Origin of the sequence: Streptomyces sp. NRRL WC-3549 (assembly GCF_000721935.1) — a bacterium.
Lineage (GTDB): Bacteria > Actinomycetota > Actinomycetes > Streptomycetales > Streptomycetaceae > Streptomyces.
The window spans coordinates 46,525-64,738 of sequence record NZ_KL585391.1; the positions used below are offsets into that span (position 1 = coordinate 46,525).

The following is an 18,214-nucleotide window of genomic DNA, read 5'->3' on the forward strand; positions in this document are numbered from 1 at the left end:
CGGCCGATCTGATCGCGGCGGTGCGCGTCGTGGCCGCGGGCGACGCCTTGCTCGCACCGTCCGTGACCCGCAGGCTGATCGCCGACTTCGCACGTCAACGGCCGTCCGGGGCGTTCCGGAGCGGCCCGGCCCGGCGGCTGAGGGGGCTCACCCCGCGCGAGACGGAGGTCCTGGAGCTGGTGGCCCGCGGGCTGTCCAACCAGGAGATAGCCGGGCGGCTGGTGGTGGCGGAGCAGACGGTGAAGACCCATGTCTCACGGATCCTCGCCAAGGCGGACCTGCGGGACCGGGCCCAGGCCGTGATCTTCGCGTACGAGTCGGGGCTGGTGGAACCGGGGAGCGCCGAGGAGTAGGGCTCCCCGGCGCCGGCCCTCCGCTCAGGGCTCCCTCCGCGTCACTCGCGTGCGGTGGACGTGTTGCTCATGTCCGGGTAGCGGTCGCCCGCCACCTGCCCGGCGATCGGCTCCAGCTGTTCCAGCTCCTGGGCGCTCAGGGTCAGCCGGGTCGCGGCCACGTTCTCCAGGAGCCGGCTGCGCTTGCGGGTCCCGGGGATCGGCACCACCGGCACCCCGTGCACCTGGGCCCGCTGCTGCACCCACGCGAGGGCGACCTGGGCGGCGGTCACCCCGTGCGCCTGCGCGATCGTGCGGACGGGCTCCAGCAGCGCGGCGTTCGTCTTCGCGTTCTCGCCGGTGAAGCGCGGCTGGTGCTTGCGGAAGTCGTCCGCCGGCAGGTCCTTCGCCGCGTCCGCGAACGCCCCGGTCAGGAACCCCCGGCCGAGCGGCGAGTACGGCACGACGGTCACCCCGAGCTCGACGGCCGCGGGCACGGCGCTGCGCTCGACGTCCCGGCTGAAGAGCGACCACTCCGACTGGAGCGCGGCGATCGGGTGCACGGCGTACGCCTCGCGCAGCTCCGCCCCGGTCACCTCGCTCAGCCCGAGCTGCTTGACCTTGCCCTGCTCCACCAGCTCGGCCATCGCGCCCACCGAGTCGGCGAGCGGGACGAGCGGGTCTCGCCGGTGCATGTAGTACAGGTCGATGACGTCGGTGCCCAGCCGGCGCAGGCTGCCCTCGACGGCCTGCCTGATGTACGCCGGGTCGTTGTTCACCCCCCGGAACTCCGGGTCGTCCGTCCGCTGGATGGCGAACTTCGTGGCCAGCGTGATCTCGTCGCGGTGTGCCCCGACGAACGGGGCGAGGAAGGTCTCGTTGGCACCGCGCCCGTAGATGTCGGCGGTGTCGAAGAGGGTGACCCCGGCCTCCAGGGCCGCCTCCAGGGTGTCCCTGGCGGCCGCCTCGTCGGTGCTCCCGTAGAACTCGCTGATCCCCATGCAGCCGAGCCCTTGGACGCCCACGCTCGGGCCGCCCCTCCCGAGCTCGGCCGTGGCGATCCTGCCGGTGCTCTCGCTCATGTCGTCAGACCCTTTCCGACGCCGCACGGGCGCCCGCATAGAAGTCGATCTTGTAGTCGAGCACGGCGAGGGTGTCCTGGAGCTCCGCGATCCGTGCCCTCACGTCGCTGCGGGTCGCCTCCAGCAGCCCCTGCCGCTCCTCGAACGTGTGCTCGCCCTCGCGCAGCAGCTCCGCGTACCGGACCATGTCGGCGACCGGCATCCCGGTCAGCCGGAGCTTGCCGACGAAGGCCAGCCAGTCCAGGTCGCGGTTGGTGAAGCGGCGCTGCCCGGTGTGGGAGCGGTCCACGTGCGGCATCAGTCCGATCCGCTCGTACCACCGCAGGGTGTGCGCGGTGAGGCCGGTGAGGGCGGCGACCTCGCTGATCGTGTAGCGGTCCCCACCCCCGGGGCGCGGGTGCGCCTTCGGCGGCGCGCAGGCGTCGGTCCGTGCGGGTGTGCTCTCCATCACCGTCATGCTCTCCACGCTAGAACCTTGGAGTGCACTCGAAGCAAGCGCAAACGGGTGACGCGTCCGGCCCGGTCGTAAGCTCGTCCCCATGCAGAGCCTGGCACTGATCGAGAACTGGCCCGTTCCCACCGCGGCGGCGGCCGTCGTCACCGCGGACGGCACCGTCACCGGTACGCACGGCCCGACCGCGCACCGCTTCCCCCTCGCCTCCGTCACGAAGCCGCTGGCGGCGTACGCGGCGCTGGTGGCGTACGAGGAGGGCGCCGTCGAGCTGGACGAGCCGGCCGGGCCGGAGGGCTCCACCGTCCGCCACCTGCTCGCGCACACCAGCGGCCTCGCCTTCGACGAGCACCGGGCGACCGCGCCCCCCGGCACCCGGCGGCTCTACTCCAACGCGGGCTTCGAGGCGCTGGGCGACCACATCGCGAAGGTCACGGAGATCCCGTTCCCGGAGTACGTACGCCAGGCCGTCCTGGAACCGCTGGGCATGACGGCGACCACGGTGGACGGCTCCCCCGCCAAGGACGGCGTCTCGACGGTGGACGACCTGGTCCGCTTCGCGGCGGAGGTACAGGCCCCGCGTCTGCTGGACCCGCGTACGGTGCTGGAGGCCCAGACCGTCGTCCACCCCGGCCTCAAGGGCGTCCTGCCGGGCTACGGCCATCAGAACCCGAACGACTGGGGGCTCGGCTTCGAGATCCGTGACTCCAAGTCACCGCACTGGACGGGCGCTTCCTCCTCCCCCGCGACCTTCGGCCACTTCGGCCAGTCGGGCACGTTCCTGTGGATCGACCCGGTGGCGGGCGCGGCCTGCGTCGCGCTGACGGACCGGGCGTTCGGGCCCTGGGCGACGGAGGTCTGGCCGGTGCTCACGGACGCGGTACTGGCGGAGCTGGCCTGACGCCCCTCGGGGCCGGCCAGGCACTCGAACCACCCCGTCTTGTCCGACTACAGGGCCTTCGGGCGCCCCAGGGCGAGGATTTCGTGGCCGGTCTCCTCGTCCGTCCGGCGTCCACGCTCCTCGAAGCCCATGCGCTCGTAGAAGCGGCGGGCGCGCCCGTTCTCCTCGAAGACGTCCAGGGTCACCTCGCCGTGCAGGGACACGGCGTGCTCCACCAGTGCCCGGCCCACCCCGGCCCCCTGGGACTCGGGGGCGACGAACAGTCCGCCGATCTCGGCCTCCAGCAGCCCGAGCAGACCCACGACGGTGCCGTCCGGCGCCTCGGCGACCCAGTTGTCGGCGTGCACGAGGTAGACCTCGCGCACCTTTCGCGCGCGCTCGCCCTCGCCTTCCCCCTCGACGAAGGGGTGCGCCTCCTTCGAGGCCCGCGACCAGAGATCGACCACGGCCTCCTCGTCGCCGGGCCGGTACGGGCGGATGATCGTTTCCGGGCTCATGCGGTCGAGGCTAAGGAGGAGGGTGAGCGGCGTGCAATCGGTTTAACGGCACGGCGAGCCCGAACTGCCGCCCCTCGGCCCGAAATTGGTTGGCCTAGACCAGCGCTCGTTGTGCACACTCCTGTTCGGCCGTGCCCCTCGGGGCCCCACCAGGTCCAGGAGAGGTGCACATGCCCGTCATCGAGGTGGCAGACCTCGTCAAGGAGTTCCGCAGAACCAAGCGCCAGGAGGGCGCATTCGCCGGCATACGCACGCTGCTGACCCGTGAGCAGACCGTCAAACGAGCCGTCGACGGCATCAGCTTCCAGGTCGGACAGGGCGAGATGGTCGGCTACCTCGGCCCCAACGGCGCCGGTAAGTCCACCACCATCAAGATGCTCACCGGCATCCTCGTGCCCACCTCCGGCACCGTCCGGGTCGCCGGGGCCGTCCCGTGGCGCGACCGGGCCCGCAACGCACGGCAGATAGGCGTGGTCTTCGGGCAGCGCAGCCAGCTCTGGTGGGACCTTCCGCTGCGCGATTCGCTGTGGCTGATCGGCCGGCTCTACGACGTGCCCACGGCCCGGTTCCAGGAGAAGCAGCGGCAGTTCACCGAGGTGCTCGACCTCGGCTCGTTCCTCGACACCCCGGTACGGCAGCTGTCGCTCGGCCAGCGGATGCGCGGGGACCTCGCCGCCGCGATGCTCTACGACCCGAGCATCCTCTACCTGGACGAGCCGACCGTGGGTCTCGACGTCGTCGCCAAGGAGCGCATCCGCGCCTTCGTCGGTGAACTCAACCGGGAGTCCGGGACCACCGTCGTCCTCACCACCCACGACCTGGACGACGTCGAGGAACTCTGCGACCGGATCGTCCTCATCGACCACGGCAAGGTCGCCTACGACGGTGCCGTGGCCGAGCTGAAGACCCGCTACGCCCCGCACCGCGAACTCGTCGTGCAGACCGACCGCCTGGAGAGCGTCGAGGGCGCCGAGGTCGTCCGCCGCGAGGAGGGCAAGGTGTGGCTGCGCTTCGACCCCGCGCGCACCCCGCCCGCCCGGCTGGTCGCCGCCGTACTGGCGCGGCACGAGGTGACCGACCTGTCGATCGTGGAACCCGAGCTGGAGAGCGTCATCCACCGCATCTACGCGGAGCGGCGGTGAACGCCCCCGCGGAGGCCCGGGCGGGGGCCCCCGCGTCCCCGCTCCCCGTGCCGCCGGGCCCCGGATACGCGCTGAAGGCCCATCTGGCCTGCGCCCGGATGGAGTTCCGAGCCGCCCTCACCTATCGCACGGCCTATCTGTCGTCGTTCGTGATGATGCTGATGCAGATCTATCTGCTGACGGTGGTCTGGAGGGCCTTCTACGCCGGCCACGACGAGGTGGACGGCTTCCCCCTCTCCACCATGACGGCGTACGCGACGCTGGCCACCCTCCAGTACCAGTTCGTCAGCCCGTGGCGCTCGTCGCCCATCGACCAACGGGTGCGGGAGGGCAAGGTCGCGGTGGACCTGCTGCGGCCGATCGGCTTCCCGGGGCAGATGCTCGCCGGCCAGCTCGGGTGGGCCTGCGCGGCGGTACCGGTCCTGGTGGTCGCGCTGCCGTTCGCACTGCTGGTCGGAGCGGGGCAGGCCCCCGCCTCGACGGCCGCGGCGTTCGCCTACCCCCTCGCGCTGGCGGGGGCCGTGCTCGTGAACCAGCTGCTCGGGCTGCTGCTCGGCATGGTCTCGTTCTGGACCTTGGAGGTGAGCGGCGCCCTCATGGCCTACCGCTTCGTCGCCCAGTTCTTCTCCGGGGCGCTGGTCCCTCTGTGGTTCATGCCGGGGCCGGTCAAGGCGGTCGCGGAATGGCTCCCCTTCCAGGCCACCGCGTACACCCCGGCCGCCGTCTACCTGGGCCGGACCGAGGGCGCCGGTATCGCCGCCGCCCTCGCCGTCCAGGGGGCGTGGATCGTCGTCCTCGGCGCCCTGACCGCGTTCGTCTGGTCGCGTGCCCGCGACCGCGTCATGTCGCAGGGCGGGTGAGCGCGATGCAAGGACCGCGCGCCTATCTGCTGCTGGCCGGTGCGGCGTTCCGCGCCGAGTTCCAGTACCGGGGCAACCTGTTCGTCAACATCATCGGCGGCCTGTTCTACCAAGGGGTCGGGCTGGCCTTCATCTGGGCCGTCCTCGACCGCTTCGGCGAGGTCGGCGGCTGGGGCCTCGGAGAGATCGCGTTCCTCTACGGGCTGCGGCTCACCGCCCACGGCCTGTGGCTGCTGCCGGGCCACCAACTGGTCCATGTGGACGAGGTGGTGATCGAGGGCGAGTACGACCGGTACCTGGTCCGGCCCGTGTCGCCACTGGTCCAGCTCCTCACCCGCAGGGTGCGGCTCAGCTCGCTGGGCGACCTGGCGGGCGGGGTGGTCCTGCTGTCCATCGCCTCGGCGTCCGCGCCGGTCGACTGGACGCCGGGGGCCGTGGGCTTCCTGCTGCTGGCGGTCCTCGGGGGCGCGTTGGTGGAGGGTGCGCTGCAACTGGCCGCGTCCGCGCTGGTGTTCCGGATGAAGAAGGTCTCGCCGATCAAGTTCGCCATTGACATGGTCTTCAGCGACTTCGGCAACTACCCGCTGAAGATCTTCGGTTCGGCGGCCGGTTTCGGGCTGACCTTCGTGTTCCCGCTGGCGTTCGTGGCCTACCTCCCGGCGACCGTGCTGCTGGACCGCGAGGACGAACTTTCGGTGCCCGCCTGGCTCGGCTGGGGGGCGCCCGCCGTCGGGGTGCTGCTGATGTACGCCGCGTACCGCTTCTGGGAGCGGCAGACCCGCCACTACGAGAGCAGCGGGCACTGAGCGGGAAGGCCCGCCCGGCGGCGGCTCTCCGCCGGGTGCCGCCGTCCGTCGCGGGCGGCGCCCGGCGGCACCGCGTAAATCCGTCGCGTGCGGCGCGCGGACGCACTATCGTGCCGCGCATGAACATCGTCCAGCTCTACGGCTGACGCCGGACGGGGCACCGCCCCCGCCTCCGTCCCCGCGCACCGCGCCCCGTGCGCGTCTCCTCCGGGCCGTTCCCGGGGAGCCGTCGCACCGGTCCTCCGTGCCCTTCGCCGTAGACCTGAATCGAGTTGATCTTCCATGTCCCGTCGCCCCGCCCATATCGCGATGGTCGGCGTCCCCGCCGTCAGCCATGTCCTGCCGAGCCTCCAGGTCATCCGCGAGCTGGTGGCCCGTGGCCACCGGGTGACCTACGCCAACGACCCGGCCGTGGCCGGCCTGATCACCGCCTCCGGCGCCGAGTTCGTCCCCGTCACCTCCGTGCTGCCCGTGACCGACAACGACTGGCCCGACGACCCGATCGGGGCGATGGGCCTCTTCCTGGACGACGCCGTCCAGGCGCTTCCTCAGGTGCGGGCCGCCTACGACACCGACCCCGCGGACCTGTACCTGTACGACATCGGCGCGTACGCCGCCCGCGCGCTCGCCGAGTCGCAGGGCCGCCCGCTCATGCTGCTCTCCCCGACCCTCGTGGCCTGGGAGGGCTACGAGGAGGAGGTCGCGGCAGCCCTGTGGGGGCTGCCCGGGGCCGACGCCTACCGGGCGAGGTTCACCCGGTGGCTCGCGCAGTGCGGGGCGACCACCACGGACATGGACACCTTCTGCGGGCGTCCCGCCGACACGCTGGCCCTCATCACCCGGGCGATGCAGCCGCACGCCGACCGGGTGGACACCGGCACGGTGACGTTCGTCGGCCCCTGCTTCGGCCCGCGCGGCGGCGAGGACACCTGGACGCGTCCCGAGGGCGCCGAGAAGGTGCTGCTGGTCTCCCTGGGCTCGGCGTACACCCGGCAGCCGGAGTTCTACCGCCGGTGCCTGGCCGCCTACGGTGACCTGCCCGGCTGGCACGTCGTGCTCCAGATCGGGAAGTACGTCGATCCCGGGGAGCTGGGTGCCATCCCGTCCAACGTGGAAGTGCACTCCTGGGTCCCGCAGTTGGCGATCCTGGAGCAGGCCGACGCCTTCGTGACCCACGCGGGGATGGGCGGCAGCGGCGAGGGCCTGTACACCGGGGTCCCGATGATCGCCGTGCCGCAGGGCGCCGAGCAGTTCATGAACGCGGACCGTCTCGTCGAACTGGGCGTGGCCCGGCGCGTCGACACCGCCGACGCCACCGCCGAGGCACTGCGGACCGCCTTGCAGGAGCTGGTCGCCGACCCGGAGGTGGCCCGCCGGTCGGCGGAGCTGCGGGCCGAGGTACGCACCGAGGGCGGTGCCACGCGGGCCGCCGATCTCGTCGAGGCGGCGCTGGGCTGAGGCACCCCGTCGGGGCGGGCGCCGCGAGCCGTCCGGGCTTTCGGCGCCCGCCCCGCCCCAAAAGGCCCCCGCAGTCGGCCCGTTGCTACATTCGAACGCCATGCGATCCCGTGAGTACGACCTCCAATTCCGCGACCGAGCCGCCCGCGTACGCACGTGGGGCGTGATCCTGCTGTCCCTGGCCGGGGCGCTGTGGATCTGGTGTGCCGTGCTGCTGGTGACGCCGTACGAGGCCGACACGTCCACCGGGACCGATCACCGGAGTCCCGCCCACTGCGAGTCCCGCCTGTTCACGGACCGGGGGACGGCCAACCACGGTCTGAGAGAGGGCGATTACTGCGCGAACGAGCGCGACTGGCCGGAGGCCCTCGCCGTACTCGGGCTGTCGGTCCCGTTGTCGGCCGTCGGGGTCGGGCTCTTCACCCTCGGTACCGTCTCCCGCCGGATGAGCGCCCACGCCGAGGCGATGCGGGAGCTGGACAGGCTCGCGGAGGAGCGGGAAGGCTGAGGCCCGCTCAGGCAGCGCCGAACGCCCACACCAGTACCTCGGCGTCCCGCACCGCCACCAGCTCCAGCCCGCGCGCCCGCGTGATCCGCGCCGAGTCACCCGCGCCCAGCTCCTCACCGCCGAGCCGCACCTCGCCCCGCACCACGTGCGCGTACACCCCCGCCGCCTCCGGGACGGCCGTGCGCTCCCCCGCGGCCTGCCGCCGGACATGCAGCACCGCCCCCGCCTCGGCAAGGACGTACGGGGTGGCACCGGCGGGTCCCCGGACCTGGGTGTACGACCTGGGTGTACGAGGGTTCGCCGCCCGCCTCCAGCGGGGCCAGCCACATCTGAACGAACGTCAGCGGGCCCGCACCGTCGTTGCGTTCGACGTGACGCACGCCCGCCGCGGCGCTCAGGTGCTGGAGTTCCCCGGCCCGTACGACGGTGGTGTGGCCCGCCGAGTCGCGGTGGGTGAGCTCACCCTCCACCACCCAGGTGATGATCTCGGTGTGGCTGTGCGGGTGCTCGTCGAATCCGGCGCCCGGGGCGAGACGCTCCTCGTTGCAGGCGAGGAGCGGCCCGAAGCGCAGGTTGTCCGGGTCGTAGAAGTGCCCGAACGAGAACGCGTGCAGGGTTTCGATGCCCGCGGAGCCACCCGTGGCCGGGTCCCCTCCGCGGAAGCGGTCGCCGGAGCGGCGTACGTCGATCACGGCCCCCACGGTAGCCCTGTCGGGTATCCCCTGGCCCCGCCCCTCCGGGCGGGTGTCCCGATAAGGCAGTCTTGTGGGCGTGCCCCGATCCGATCCTGAGCAGCCCGCTGCGAACGACGCCCACCGCCATGCCGCGACCCTGAAGCGGCTGGAACAGTCCTCCGGCCGGCTGGCCGCGAACGCCATCGCCCGCATGGACGAGACGCTGCCGTGGTACCGGGCGATGCCCCCGGAGAACCGGTCCTGGATCGGCCTGGTCGCCCAGGCCGGTATCGCCGCGTTCACCGAGTGGTTCCGGCATCCGGAGACCCCGCAGGCCATCTCCACCGACGTCTTCGGCACGGCTCCGCGCGAGCTGACCCGGGCGATCACGCTGCGCCAGACCGTCGAGATGGTGCGGACGACGATCGAGGTCATGGAGACCGCGATCGAGGAGGTCGCGGCGCCCGGCGACGAGTCCGTGCTGCGCGAGGCGCTGCTCGTCTACGCCCGGGAGATCGCCTTCGCGACCGCCCAGGTGTACGCGCAGGCCGCCGAGGCCCGCGGTGCGTGGGACGCCCGGCTGGAGTCGCTCGTGGTGAACGCGGTGCTGTCCGGGGAGGCGGACGAGGGCGCCGTGTCCCGGGCGGCGGCGCTCGGCTGGAACTCCCCCGAGCACGTGTGCGTGGTCCTCGGCACCGCCCCGGACGGGGACAGCGAGCTCACCGTGGAGGCGATCCGCCGGGCGGCCCGGCACGCCAAGCTCCAGGTGCTGACCGGGGTGCTCGGCCACCGCCTGGTGGTGATCGCGGGCGGCAGCGACAACCCCCTGAACGTCGCCAAGTCGTTGATCGGCCCGTACGCGGCCGGTCCCGTCGTCGCCGGGCCCGTGGTGCCCGACCTGCTCGCGGCCACCCGGTCCGCGCAGGCCGCCGCCGCCGGACTCAAGGCGTGTTCGGCGTGGCAGGACGCCCCGCGGCCCGTCCTGTCGGACGATCTCCTTCCGGAGCGCGCGATGGCGGGCGATCCCGCCGCGCGCGACCAGTTGGTGGAGGAGATCTACAGACCGCTCGAAGAAGCCGGTTCCGCTCTGCTGGAGACGTTGAGTGTGTATCTCGAACAGGCGAGCAGCCTGGAGGGTGCGGCCAGGATGCTGTTCGTACACCCCAATACCGTGCGCTACCGGCTGCGACGTGTGACCGACGTCACCGGCTGGTCACCCTCCGATGTCCGTTCGGCCTTCACTCTGCGGATCGCCCTCATCCTGGGGCGCTTGGCCGCCCTGGACACACCGTCCTAGACTTTTGTCGGACTTCAACAATTCCCCTGACGGTTCTTCGTCCCTGTCCCCACGGGCGTAGGAGGCCGTCCCCAAGAGAGAGTGTGAGTGTGCTCGTACTCGTCGCTCCCGGCCAAGGCGCCCAGACGCCCGGCTTCCTGACCCCATGGCTCGAACTCCCCGGCGCCGCCGACCGCCTCGCGGGCTGGTCGGACGCCATCGGGCTCGACCTCGCCCACTACGGCACACAGGCCGACGCGGAGGAGATCCGCGACACGGCGGTGGCCCAGCCGCTGCTGGTCGCCGCGGGTCTCCTGTCCGCCTCCGCCCTGGGCGCGTCGCCCGGTGTCGTCGCGGGCCACAGCGTCGGTGAGATCACGGCCGCGGCGCTGGCCGGCGTGATCGGGGAAGAGGCGGCCCTGCGCTTCGTGCGCGCCCGGGGGCTCGGCATGGCCGAGGCCGCCGCGGTCACCGAGACGGGCATGGCCGCGCTCCTCGGCGGGGCCCCCGCCGTGACCGTCCCGCACCTGGAGAAGCTGGGGCTGACCCCGGCGAACGTCAACGGCGGCGGACAGATCGTCGCCGCCGGTACCGCCGGGCAGATCGCCGCGCTCACCGAGGACAAGCCCGAGGGCGTGCGCCGCGTGGTGCCGCTCAAGGTCGCCGGCGCCTTCCACACGCACCACATGGCCCCGGCCGTGGAGAAGCTGCGTGTCGCCGCGGCCACCCTCCAGGTCGCCGACCCGAAGGTGACGTACGTCTCGAACGCCGACGGGAAGACGGTCGCCACCGGCACCGAGGTCATCACCCGGCTCGTCGGCCAGGTCGCCAACCCGGTGCGCTGGGACCTGTGCATGGAGACCTTCAAGGAGCTCGGTGTCACGACCCTCATCGAGGCGGCACCCGGCGGCACCCTGGTCGGGCTCGCCAAGCGCGCGCTGCCCGGCGTGAAGACCCTCGCGCTCAAGACCCCCGATGACCTCGACGCGGCCCGCGCGCTCATCTCCGAGCACGCAGGCGCCTAAGGAGCCCGAGAGCATGTCGAAGATCAAGCCCAGCCAGGGCGCCCCGTACGCACGGATCATGGGTGTCGGCGGCTACCGCCCCACCCGGGTCGTGCCGAACGAGGTGATCCTCGAGACGATCGACTCGTCCGACGAGTGGATCCGCTCCCGCTCCGGCATCGCCACCCGCCACTGGGCCGGTGAGGAGGAGACCGTGGCGGCCATGTCCGTGGAGGCCGCGGGCAAGGCGATCGCCGACGCCGGTATCGCGCCCGAGCAGATCGGCGCCGTCATCGTCTCCACGGTCTCGCACTTCAAGCAGACCCCGGCCGTCGCGACGGAGATCGCCCACAAGGTCGGCGCGGGCAAGCCCGCCGCCTTCGACATCTCGGCCGGCTGCGCGGGCTTCGGCTACGGCCTGACCCTCGCCAAGGGCATGATCGTCGAGGGCTCCGCGGAGCACGTGCTGGTCATCGGCGTCGAGCGGCTCAGCGACCTCACCGACCTGGAGGACCGTGCGACGGCCTTCCTGTTCGGTGACGGCGCCGGAGCGGTCGTCGTCGGCCCCTCGCAGCAGCCGGCCATGGGTCCGACGGTCTGGGGCTCGGAGGGCGACAAGTCCGAGACGATCAAGCAGACCGTGGCGTGGGACGCGTTCCACGCCGAGCGGCCGGAGAAGTTCCCGGCCATCACGCAGGAGGGCCAGGCGGTCTTCCGCTGGGCCGTCTTCGAGATGGCGAAGGTGGCCCAGCAGGCGCTGGACGCCGCGGGGATCTCCCCGGACGATCTGGACGTCTTCATCCCGCACCAGGCCAACATGCGGATCATCGACTCGATGGTGAAGACGCTCAAGCTGCCGGAGCACGTCACGGTCGCCCGTGACGTGGAGACCACCGGCAACACCTCGGCCGCCTCGATTCCGCTCGCGATGGAGCGGCTTCTGGCGACCGGTCAGGCCAAGAGCGGCGACACCGCGCTCATCATCGGCTTCGGGGCGGGTCTCGTGTACGCCGCGACGGTCGTTACCCTCCCCTAGGCACACCGGATCTTCCGGTCCGTACGCCCGAACCCTGCAGAAACACATCGAAGGAGCGCCAACATGGCCGCCACTCAGGAAGAGATCGTCACCGGTCTCGCCGAGATCGTCAACGAGATCGCCGGTATCCCGGTCGAGGACGTCCAGCTGGACAAGTCCTTCACCGACGACCTGGACGTCGACTCGCTGTCCATGGTCGAGGTCGTCGTCGCCGCCGAGGAGCGCTTCGACGTCAAGATCCCCGACGAGGACGTCAAGAACCTCAAGACGGTCGGCGACGCCGCCGACTACATCCTGAAGCACCAGGGCTGAACCGAGCCCTGATCCGTGTGTCGCCACCCGGCGGTGGCGCCGCTGATTCACGACCCTCTACACGTGGAGAAGATTTTCCAGTGAGCCCGACCAATCGCACCGTGGTCGTCACCGGTATCGGCGCAACCACTCCGCTGGGTGGCGACTCCGCATCGACCTGGGAAGGTCTGATGGCCGGCCGTTCCGGCATCAAGCCTCTCGAGGGCGAACGTTTCGCCGAACTGCCTGTCCGTATCGCGGCCCTCGCGGCCGTCGACCCGGGCGATGTACTGCCCCGCCCCCTCGCCCGCAAGCTGGACCGCTCGGCGCAGTTCGCGCTGATCGCGGCCCGCGAGGCGTGGGCGGACGCCGGTTACACCGGCAAGGCCGGTGAGGACGAGAAGATCCGGCCCGAGCGTCTGGGCTCGGTCATCGCCTCCGGTATCGGCGGTGTGATCACCCTGCTCGACCAGTACGACGTGCTGAAGGACAAGGGCGTACGCCGTGTCTCCCCGCACACCGTTCCCATGCTCATGCCCAACGGCCCGGCGGCCAACGTCGGCCTGGAGGTCAACGCCCAGGCCGGTGTCCACACCCCGGTCTCCGCCTGCGCGTCGGGTGCCGAGGCCATCGGGTACGCCGTCGAGATGATCCGTACCGGCCGTGCCGACGTGGTCCTCGCCGGTGGCACCGAGGCGGCCATCCACCCGCTGCCGATCGCGGCGTTCGCCAACATGATGGCGATGTCCAAGAGCAACGACGAGCCCGAGAAGGCCTCGCGTCCGTACGACACCGCCCGTGACGGCTTCGTGCTCGGTGAGGGTGCCGGTGTCGTCGTCCTGGAGTCCGCCGAGCACGCCGCCGCCCGCGGCGCCCGGGTCTACTGCGAGGTACTGGGCCAGGGCCTGTCCGCGGACTCGCACCACATCGCGCAGCCCGAGCCCACCGGGCGCGGCATCGCCGCCGCCATGCAGAACCTGCTCGACTCCACGGACCTCAAGCCGTCCGAGGTCGTGCACCTGAACGCGCACGCCACGTCCACGCCGCAGGGCGACGTGGCGGAGATCAAGGCGCTGCGCCAGGTGCTGGGCGACGACCTGGACCACGTCGCCATCTCGGCCACGAAGTCGATGACCGGCCACCTGCTCGGTGGCGCCGGCGGTATCGAGACGGTGGCGACGGTACTGGCACTGCACCACCGCATGGCGCCCCCGACCATCAACATCGACGAGCTCGACGAGGCGGTGGACGCGGACATCGTGCGCGACAAGCCGCGCGAGCTGCCGGAGGGGTCGATCGCCGCGGTCAACAACTCGTTCGGTTTCGGCGGCCACAACGTGGTGCTGGCCTTCCGGTCCGTCTGACCCCGCGCCACCTCGTACCCGGCCGAGGCCCGCTTCCCGTACCGGGAAGCGGGCCTCGGCCGTCGTGGGGCGCGGGGCCGGCCCTCACACCACCTGGTGGAGCCACCGCACCGGCGCTCCCTCGCCCGCGTGCCGGAAGGACTCCAGCTCGTCGTCCCAGGGCTTGCCCAGGAGCCGGGCGACCTCCGCCTCCAGGTCCGCCTCGCCGCCGGCGGCCCGGGCGAGCGCGGCCCGCAGCCGGTCCTCCGGGACCAGGATGTCGCCGTGCATGCCGGTGACCGCGTGGAAGATGCCGAGTCCCGGCGTGGCGCTGTAGCGCTCGCCCTCCGCGGTCGGGCAGGGCTCGGCGGTCACCTCGAAGCGCAGCATCTCCCAGCCGCGCAGCGCGGAGGCGAGCTCCGACGCGGTGCCGACCCGGCCCTTCCAGGAGAACTCGGAGCGCCAGGTGCCGGGCGCGGCGGGCTGTCTGATCCAGTCGAGCTGCACCCGCACACCGAGTACGCCCGCCACCGCCCATTCGACATGCGGGCACAGCGCGCGCGGTGCGGAGTGAACGTACAGAACTCCACGTGTCGTCACCGGGTCCTCCAGTGTGGGACGAGGTTCGCCTTCTCCAGCGGCCTCGTGCCCGTACCGTCTCTTCCCGGACGGCTCCCGAGGTTGTCATCAGTAAACAGCATCGGGAGCAAATCTCCTGAAAAGGGACAATATGTGACATGAGATAGCGTGCCGGGGCTCCGCCTGTCGGACACGGCCGGAAAGACGTCACTGGTTCGACGGGGAAAAGCTACCGTGCCCCGGGGCCGGGTGTGTGACGTACCGTCGGTCCGGGGCCCTTGATTCGCCCGGCGTTCACCCGCCGGGGCGCGGGGGGCCCGCCGTCTGTGCCCGTGCGAGCGGAGGGGAATCAGGGATGACCGAGGGCCTGTCTCTTATACACATTGGCGCGGCAGCGCTGACCGGCTGCGGCGGTCCGGGGGGCGGCGGCTCCGGCGGGAGCGCGGGGCGGTCCTCCCCCTCGCCGACGCCCGCGTGGAACGCGAGCCCCGGCTCCGTCGCCGCCGTCGGCGACTCCATCACCCGGGGCTTCGACGCCTGCTCGGTGCTGGCCGACTGCCCCGAGGTCTCGTGGGCGACCGGCACCGACGACGCCGTGCGCAGCCTCGCACTGCGGCTGCTGGGCGCGTCCAAGGCCGCTTCGCACAGCTGGAACCACGCGGTGTCGGGCGCGCGGATGGCGCAGCTGCCGGAGCAGATGGCGCTGGCCGCGAAGGAGCGGCCGGAGCTGGTGACGGTGATGATCGGCGCCAACGACGCCTGCCGGGACTCGATGGAGCTGATGACACCGGTGGCGGACTTCCGGGCCTCCTTCGAGGCGTCGCTGCGGCAGTTGCGCGCCGGGGCGCCCCGGGCGCAGGTGTACGTGTCGAGCGTGCCCGACCTGAAGCGCCTCTGGTCGACGGGGCGGGAGAACGCCCTGGGCAAGCAGATCTGGAAGCTGGGGATCTGCCGGTCGATGCTGGGCGACCCGGACGACATGGGGGCGGCGGCCGTCGCGCGGCGGGACGCCGTGCAGGAAAGGGTGGTCGCCTTCAACGGGGTCCTGCGGGACGTCTGCGCGAAGGACCGGCGCTGCCGGTACGACGGCGGGGCGGTCTTCGACTACCGGTTCACCGGGGAGCAGCTCAGCCGCTGGGACTGGTTCCACCCGGGCCGCGACGGCCAGGCCAGGCTGGCGGAGATCGCCTACCGCAACGTCACGGCCGCCGGACCGCCCGCGTAAAGTCCGTGATCATGACGACGGGCACCACGATACGCAGCGAAGACTCCATCCCCCTCGCCGACGGCACGCCCGTCCGGCGCTGGACCCTGGAGCGCGACGGCACCCGGGTCCGGGTGCTGACGTACGGGGCCGTGGTGCAGTCGGTGGAGGTGCCCGGGCGGGACGGCACCCGGGCCGCGGTGGCCCTGGGGTTCCCGGACGCCGCCGGGTACGAGGCGCACCCGGGACCGTACTTCGGCGCCCTGGTCGGGCGGTACGCGAACCGCATCGCGGGCGGAGCGTTCGTGCTCGACGGGCGCACACACCAGGTCACCCGCAACGAGGGCCGGAACCACGTGCACGGCGGGACGCGCGGCTTCGACAAGCGGGTGTGGGACGCGGAGGAGGTCGCGGACGGGGTGCGGCTGTCGCTGGCCGCCGAGGACGGGGAGGAGGGCTTCCCGGGGCGGCTCGCGGTCTCGGTGGCGTACACGCTGGACGCGGGCGGGGCGCTGCGGATCGGCTACCGGGCGGTCACGGACGCGCCGACCGTGCTGAACCTGACCAACCACACGTACTGGAACCTGGCCGGCGCGGACAGCGGGAGCGCGCTCGGCCACGAGCTGCGGATCGCGGCCGGGCGGGTCACGCCGACGGACGCGGAGTCGGTCCCCACCGGGGAACTCGCCCCGGTGGACGGGGGGCGCTTCGACTTCCGGGAGGCGAAGCCGGTCGGGCCGGGGTACGACGTCAACTACGTACTGGACGAGCCCGGCGAGCAGCCGGTGGCCGAGCTGTACGACGCCGGGTCGGGCCGGCTGCTGACGGTCCGGACGACGGAGCCGGGGCTCCAGCTGTACACGGCGGACCACTTCGACGGGCGGCCGTTCCCCGCGTGCGCCGGGATCGCGCTGGAGACCCAGCACTTCCCGGACTCCCCCAACCGGCCGGAGTTCCCGAGCACGGTGCTGCGGCCGGGCGAGGAGTTCACGTCCACGACGGTGTACGGCTTCTCGGTGCGCTGAGAGCCTGCCGGCGGGCGCCCGGCCGCCCCTCAGTCCTTGTGCAGGGTGTACGGGGCGGCGGGTTCCGGTTCGGGCGAGGCGGGCGCGGTGAGGTCGCGGGCCAGCAGGGTGGCGCCGGCGACCGCGCCCGGCATCAGGAGCACCGCGACGAACGGGACCAGGAAGGCGAGCGCGAGCGGCACCCCGAAGCCGAGCACCATCAGGCGCCGGCCGCGCAGCAGCGCGAGCCGGTCCTTGAGCACCATGCCCCGGCGCTGGAGCGCGACGGCGGTCAGCTCCTCGCAGAGGAAGTAGCCGGAGACGCAGAAGCCGATGACGGGGACCACGGTCTGCCCGACGACCGGGAGGAAGCCGGCGGCGAAGAGCAGTACCCCGTACAGCGCGACGCGTACCAGGATCCGGACCGAGTCCCGTGCGGAGATCCACAGTTCGCGCCAGAACGGCAGCCCCGACTCGGGCACCTCGCCGCCCTCGGTACGGTCCACCTCCTCCGAGAGCAACTCGTAGAAGGGCTGGCCCACCAGCAGGGTCACCGCGGTGAAGGTGATGACCGCGAGGAACAGCCCGAAGAGGAAGACCAGGGCCGTCAGGGTGGTGCGCAGCAGGCCGAGCCAGGGCGAGGACCAGTCGTCGGCGAACGGGGTGACCCAGGCGACGAAGTCGTCGGCGCCGTAGGCGAGTCCGACCAGCGCGCCGGCGTACACGACGAGGGTGATCAGGCCGGGCAGCAGACCGAGGCCGAGCCGTCTTCCGCGCCCGAGGACCCAGCGCTGCCCCTTGACCATGTACCCGATGCCCGCCCCGAGATCACTCATGGACGTCAGCGTACGTGCGCGAACCATTGACACCGTCCCGGCCCCGGCCCTACCGTCACGCCAGCATTTCGAACGAGTGACGAAATACCGAACATTGGAGAGGCAACTCCCGTGCGTATCACCGGAATCAGCACGCATGTCGTCGGCACGCCGTGGCGCAACCTCACCTATGTCCAGGTACATACCGACGAGGGCCTCACCGGGGTCGGCGAGACCCGCATGCTGGGGCACACGGACGCACTGGTCGGATACCTCCGCGAGGCGTCGGTCAACCACATCACCGGGTCCGACCCGTTCGCGGTGGAGGACCTCGTACGCCGCATGAAGTACGGCGACTTCGGGCGGGCCGGGGAGATCGTGATGTCCGGCATCGCGGTCGTGGAGATGGCCTGCTGGGACATCAAGGGCAAGGCGCTCGGCGTCCCGGTGTGGCAGCTGCTCGGCGGGAAGGTCACCGACCGGGTCAAGGCGTACGCCAACGGCTGGTACACCACGGAGCGCACCCCCGAGGCGTACCACAAGGCGGCCCAGGCGGTCGTGGAGCGGGGCTACCGGGCCCTGAAGATCGACCCGTTCGGCACCGGCCACCTGGAGCTGGGCCAGGAGGAGACCCGGTACGCGGTCTCGCTCATCGAGGCCGTACGGGACGCGATCGGCCCGGACACGGAGCTGATGCTGGAGATGCACGGGCGGTTCAGCCCGGCGACGGCGGTACGGATCGCCCGCGAGATGGCTCCGTTCACGCCGGCCTGGCTGGAGGAGCCGGTGCCGCCGGAGAACCTCAAGGCGCTGGCCAAGGTGGCGGAGAAGGTGGACCAGCCGATCGCCACCGGTGAGCGCGTCCACGACCGGATCGAGTTCCGCGAGCTCTTCGAGTCGCAGGCCGCCGACATCATCCAGCCGGACGTCGGCCACATCGGCGGCATCCTG

Annotated in this window: 20 protein-coding genes and 1 pseudogene; 15 read left to right on the top strand and 6 right to left on the bottom strand. The window is 71.9% G+C overall.

Annotated elements, in window-relative coordinates; translation table 11 throughout:
* Positions 1-353 (top strand): response regulator transcription factor (locus IH13_RS0108700; protein ID WP_031082582.1); only part of this gene is annotated, 353 nt, incomplete at its 5' end.
* Positions 354-394: 41 nt separating this feature from the next.
* Here IH13_RS0108700 and IH13_RS0108705 read toward each other — a convergent pair.
* Together IH13_RS0108705 and IH13_RS0108710 are read right to left on the bottom strand one after the other, a co-directional pair.
* Complete coding sequence (locus IH13_RS0108705) at positions 395-1,414, bottom strand: aldo/keto reductase (RefSeq protein ID WP_031082584.1); 1,020 nt, start codon at positions 1,412-1,414, stop codon at positions 395-397.
* A 4-nt stretch (positions 1,415-1,418) separates the two neighbouring features.
* Positions 1,419-1,871, bottom strand: coding sequence for a MerR family transcriptional regulator (locus IH13_RS0108710; RefSeq protein WP_031082586.1), 453 nt, complete (start codon positions 1,869-1,871; stop codon positions 1,419-1,421).
* 82 nt (positions 1,872-1,953) lie between these two features.
* Here IH13_RS0108710 and IH13_RS0108715 point away from each other — a divergent pair, with 82 nt between their 5' ends.
* Entirely contained in the window at positions 1,954-2,766 is an 813-nt protein-coding gene (locus IH13_RS0108715) for a serine hydrolase domain-containing protein (protein WP_031082587.1), read from the top strand.
* Positions 2,767-2,813: 47 nt separating this feature from the next.
* On the opposite strand, the gene IH13_RS0108720 is transcribed toward IH13_RS0108715, so the two are convergent.
* The gene (locus tag IH13_RS0108720; RefSeq protein WP_031082589.1) at positions 2,814-3,263 is read right to left on the bottom strand and encodes a GNAT family N-acetyltransferase; all 450 of its coding nucleotides are present in this window, start codon (positions 3,261-3,263) and stop codon (positions 2,814-2,816) included.
* Positions 3,264-3,433: 170 nt separating this feature from the next.
* Here IH13_RS0108720 and IH13_RS0108725 point away from each other — a divergent pair, with 170 nt between their 5' ends.
* The 5 genes from IH13_RS0108725 (at position 3,434) to IH13_RS0108745 (ending at position 8,037) form a co-directional block, all read left to right on the top strand.
* Entirely contained in the window at positions 3,434-4,405 is a 972-nt protein-coding gene (locus IH13_RS0108725) for an ABC transporter ATP-binding protein (protein WP_031082591.1), read from the top strand.
* Between the two features lie 98 nt (positions 4,406-4,503).
* A complete protein-coding gene (locus IH13_RS0108730; protein ID WP_031082593.1) occupies positions 4,504-5,265 on the top strand; it encodes an ABC transporter permease in 762 nt (253 codons plus the stop codon).
* Between the two features lie 5 nt (positions 5,266-5,270).
* Positions 5,271-6,071 carry an ABC transporter permease gene (locus IH13_RS0108735; RefSeq protein WP_031082596.1) on the top strand — a complete coding sequence of 267 codons (801 nt, stop codon included), beginning with the start codon at positions 5,271-5,273 and terminating at the stop codon, positions 6,069-6,071.
* 282 nt (positions 6,072-6,353) lie between these two features.
* On the top strand, positions 6,354-7,529 hold the full coding sequence (locus IH13_RS0108740; protein WP_031082598.1) for a macrolide family glycosyltransferase: 1,176 nt from the start codon (positions 6,354-6,356) through the stop codon (positions 7,527-7,529).
* A 100-nt stretch (positions 7,530-7,629) separates the two neighbouring features.
* Positions 7,630-8,037 (top strand): hypothetical protein, encoded by a 408-nt coding sequence (locus tag IH13_RS0108745; protein WP_031082600.1) that lies wholly within the window; start codon positions 7,630-7,632, stop codon positions 8,035-8,037.
* Between the two features lie 7 nt (positions 8,038-8,044).
* On the opposite strand, the pseudogene IH13_RS37015 reads toward IH13_RS0108745, so the two are convergent.
* A pseudogene (locus IH13_RS37015) lies at positions 8,045-8,729 on the bottom strand (pirin family protein).
* Positions 8,730-8,808: 79 nt separating this feature from the next.
* Here IH13_RS37015 and IH13_RS0108755 point away from each other — a divergent pair.
* The 5 genes from IH13_RS0108755 (at position 8,809) to fabF (ending at position 13,682) form a co-directional block, all read left to right on the top strand.
* Positions 8,809-10,008: a PucR family transcriptional regulator gene (locus IH13_RS0108755; protein WP_031082602.1), complete on the top strand. Its 1,200-nt coding sequence runs from the start codon at positions 8,809-8,811 to the stop codon at positions 10,006-10,008.
* Between the two features lie 89 nt (positions 10,009-10,097).
* Positions 10,098-11,012 (top strand): ACP S-malonyltransferase, encoded by a 915-nt coding sequence (locus IH13_RS0108760; RefSeq protein WP_031082604.1) that lies wholly within the window; start codon positions 10,098-10,100, stop codon positions 11,010-11,012.
* Positions 11,013-11,025: 13 nt separating this feature from the next.
* Positions 11,026-12,027: a ketoacyl-ACP synthase III gene (locus IH13_RS0108765; RefSeq protein ID WP_031082606.1), complete on the top strand. Its 1,002-nt coding sequence runs from the start codon at positions 11,026-11,028 to the stop codon at positions 12,025-12,027.
* A 63-nt stretch (positions 12,028-12,090) separates the two neighbouring features.
* The gene (locus IH13_RS0108770) at positions 12,091-12,339 is read left to right on the top strand and encodes an acyl carrier protein (RefSeq protein WP_014045780.1); all 249 of its coding nucleotides are present in this window, start codon (positions 12,091-12,093) and stop codon (positions 12,337-12,339) included.
* Positions 12,340-12,419: 80 nt separating this feature from the next.
* Entirely contained in the window at positions 12,420-13,682 is a 1,263-nt protein-coding gene (gene fabF / locus IH13_RS0108775; RefSeq protein ID WP_031082607.1) for a beta-ketoacyl-ACP synthase II, read from the top strand.
* 84 nt (positions 13,683-13,766) lie between these two features.
* Here the strand turns inward: fabF and IH13_RS0108780 are convergent, their stop codons facing one another.
* Positions 13,767-14,261 carry a DUF3145 domain-containing protein gene (locus IH13_RS0108780; RefSeq protein ID WP_031082609.1) on the bottom strand — a complete coding sequence of 165 codons (495 nt, stop codon included), beginning with the start codon at positions 14,259-14,261 and terminating at the stop codon, positions 13,767-13,769.
* A gap of 334 nt (positions 14,262-14,595) precedes the next feature.
* On the opposite strand from IH13_RS0108780, the gene IH13_RS0108785 reads away from it, so the two are divergent.
* Together IH13_RS0108785 and IH13_RS0108790 are read left to right on the top strand one after the other, a co-directional pair.
* A complete protein-coding gene (locus IH13_RS0108785) occupies positions 14,596-15,465 on the top strand; it encodes an SGNH/GDSL hydrolase family protein (RefSeq protein ID WP_031082611.1) in 870 nt (289 codons plus the stop codon).
* Positions 15,466-15,476: 11 nt separating this feature from the next.
* Positions 15,477-16,469, top strand: a complete 993-nt coding sequence (locus tag IH13_RS0108790) for an aldose epimerase family protein (protein ID WP_031082612.1) — start codon at positions 15,477-15,479, stop codon at positions 16,467-16,469.
* Between the two features lie 29 nt (positions 16,470-16,498).
* Here IH13_RS0108790 and IH13_RS0108795 read toward each other — a convergent pair whose 3' ends face one another.
* Positions 16,499-17,284, bottom strand: coding sequence for an EI24 domain-containing protein (locus IH13_RS0108795; protein ID WP_031082614.1), 786 nt, complete (start codon positions 17,282-17,284; stop codon positions 16,499-16,501).
* A gap of 111 nt (positions 17,285-17,395) precedes the next feature.
* Between IH13_RS0108795 and IH13_RS0108800 the strand changes: the two genes are divergently transcribed.
* Positions 17,396-18,214, top strand: an 819-nt coding sequence (locus IH13_RS0108800) for a mandelate racemase/muconate lactonizing enzyme family protein (protein WP_037841030.1), incomplete at its 3' end; no start/stop codon positions are given.

Excerpts from the sequence above, each read along its gene's own strand:
- IH13_RS0108735 (WP_031082596.1), top strand. The coding sequence starts at position 5,271 with ATGCAAGGACCGCGCGCCTATCTGCTGCTGGCCGGTGCGGCGTTCCGC.
- IH13_RS0108720 (WP_031082589.1), bottom strand. The coding sequence starts at position 3,263 with ATGAGCCCGGAAACGATCATCCGCCCGTACCGGCCCGGCGACGAGGAG.
- IH13_RS0108710 (WP_031082586.1), bottom strand. The coding sequence starts at position 1,871 with ATGACGGTGATGGAGAGCACACCCGCACGGACCGACGCCTGCGCGCCG.
- IH13_RS0108795 (WP_031082614.1), bottom strand. The coding sequence starts at position 17,284 with ATGAGTGATCTCGGGGCGGGCATCGGGTACATGGTCAAGGGGCAGCGC.
- IH13_RS0108705 (WP_031082584.1), bottom strand. The coding sequence starts at position 1,414 with ATGAGCGAGAGCACCGGCAGGATCGCCACGGCCGAGCTCGGGAGGGGC.
- IH13_RS0108765 (WP_031082606.1), top strand. The coding sequence starts at position 11,026 with ATGTCGAAGATCAAGCCCAGCCAGGGCGCCCCGTACGCACGGATCATG.
- IH13_RS0108785 (WP_031082611.1), top strand. The coding sequence starts at position 14,596 with ATGACCGAGGGCCTGTCTCTTATACACATTGGCGCGGCAGCGCTGACC.
- IH13_RS0108745 (WP_031082600.1), top strand. The coding sequence starts at position 7,630 with ATGCGATCCCGTGAGTACGACCTCCAATTCCGCGACCGAGCCGCCCGC.
- IH13_RS0108725 (WP_031082591.1), top strand. The coding sequence starts at position 3,434 with ATGCCCGTCATCGAGGTGGCAGACCTCGTCAAGGAGTTCCGCAGAACC.
- IH13_RS0108715 (WP_031082587.1), top strand. The coding sequence starts at position 1,954 with ATGCAGAGCCTGGCACTGATCGAGAACTGGCCCGTTCCCACCGCGGCG.
- IH13_RS0108740 (WP_031082598.1), top strand. The coding sequence starts at position 6,354 with ATGTCCCGTCGCCCCGCCCATATCGCGATGGTCGGCGTCCCCGCCGTC.
- IH13_RS0108770 (WP_014045780.1), top strand. The coding sequence starts at position 12,091 with ATGGCCGCCACTCAGGAAGAGATCGTCACCGGTCTCGCCGAGATCGTC.
- IH13_RS0108790 (WP_031082612.1), top strand. The coding sequence starts at position 15,477 with ATGACGACGGGCACCACGATACGCAGCGAAGACTCCATCCCCCTCGCC.
- IH13_RS0108730 (WP_031082593.1), top strand. The coding sequence starts at position 4,504 with ATGGAGTTCCGAGCCGCCCTCACCTATCGCACGGCCTATCTGTCGTCG.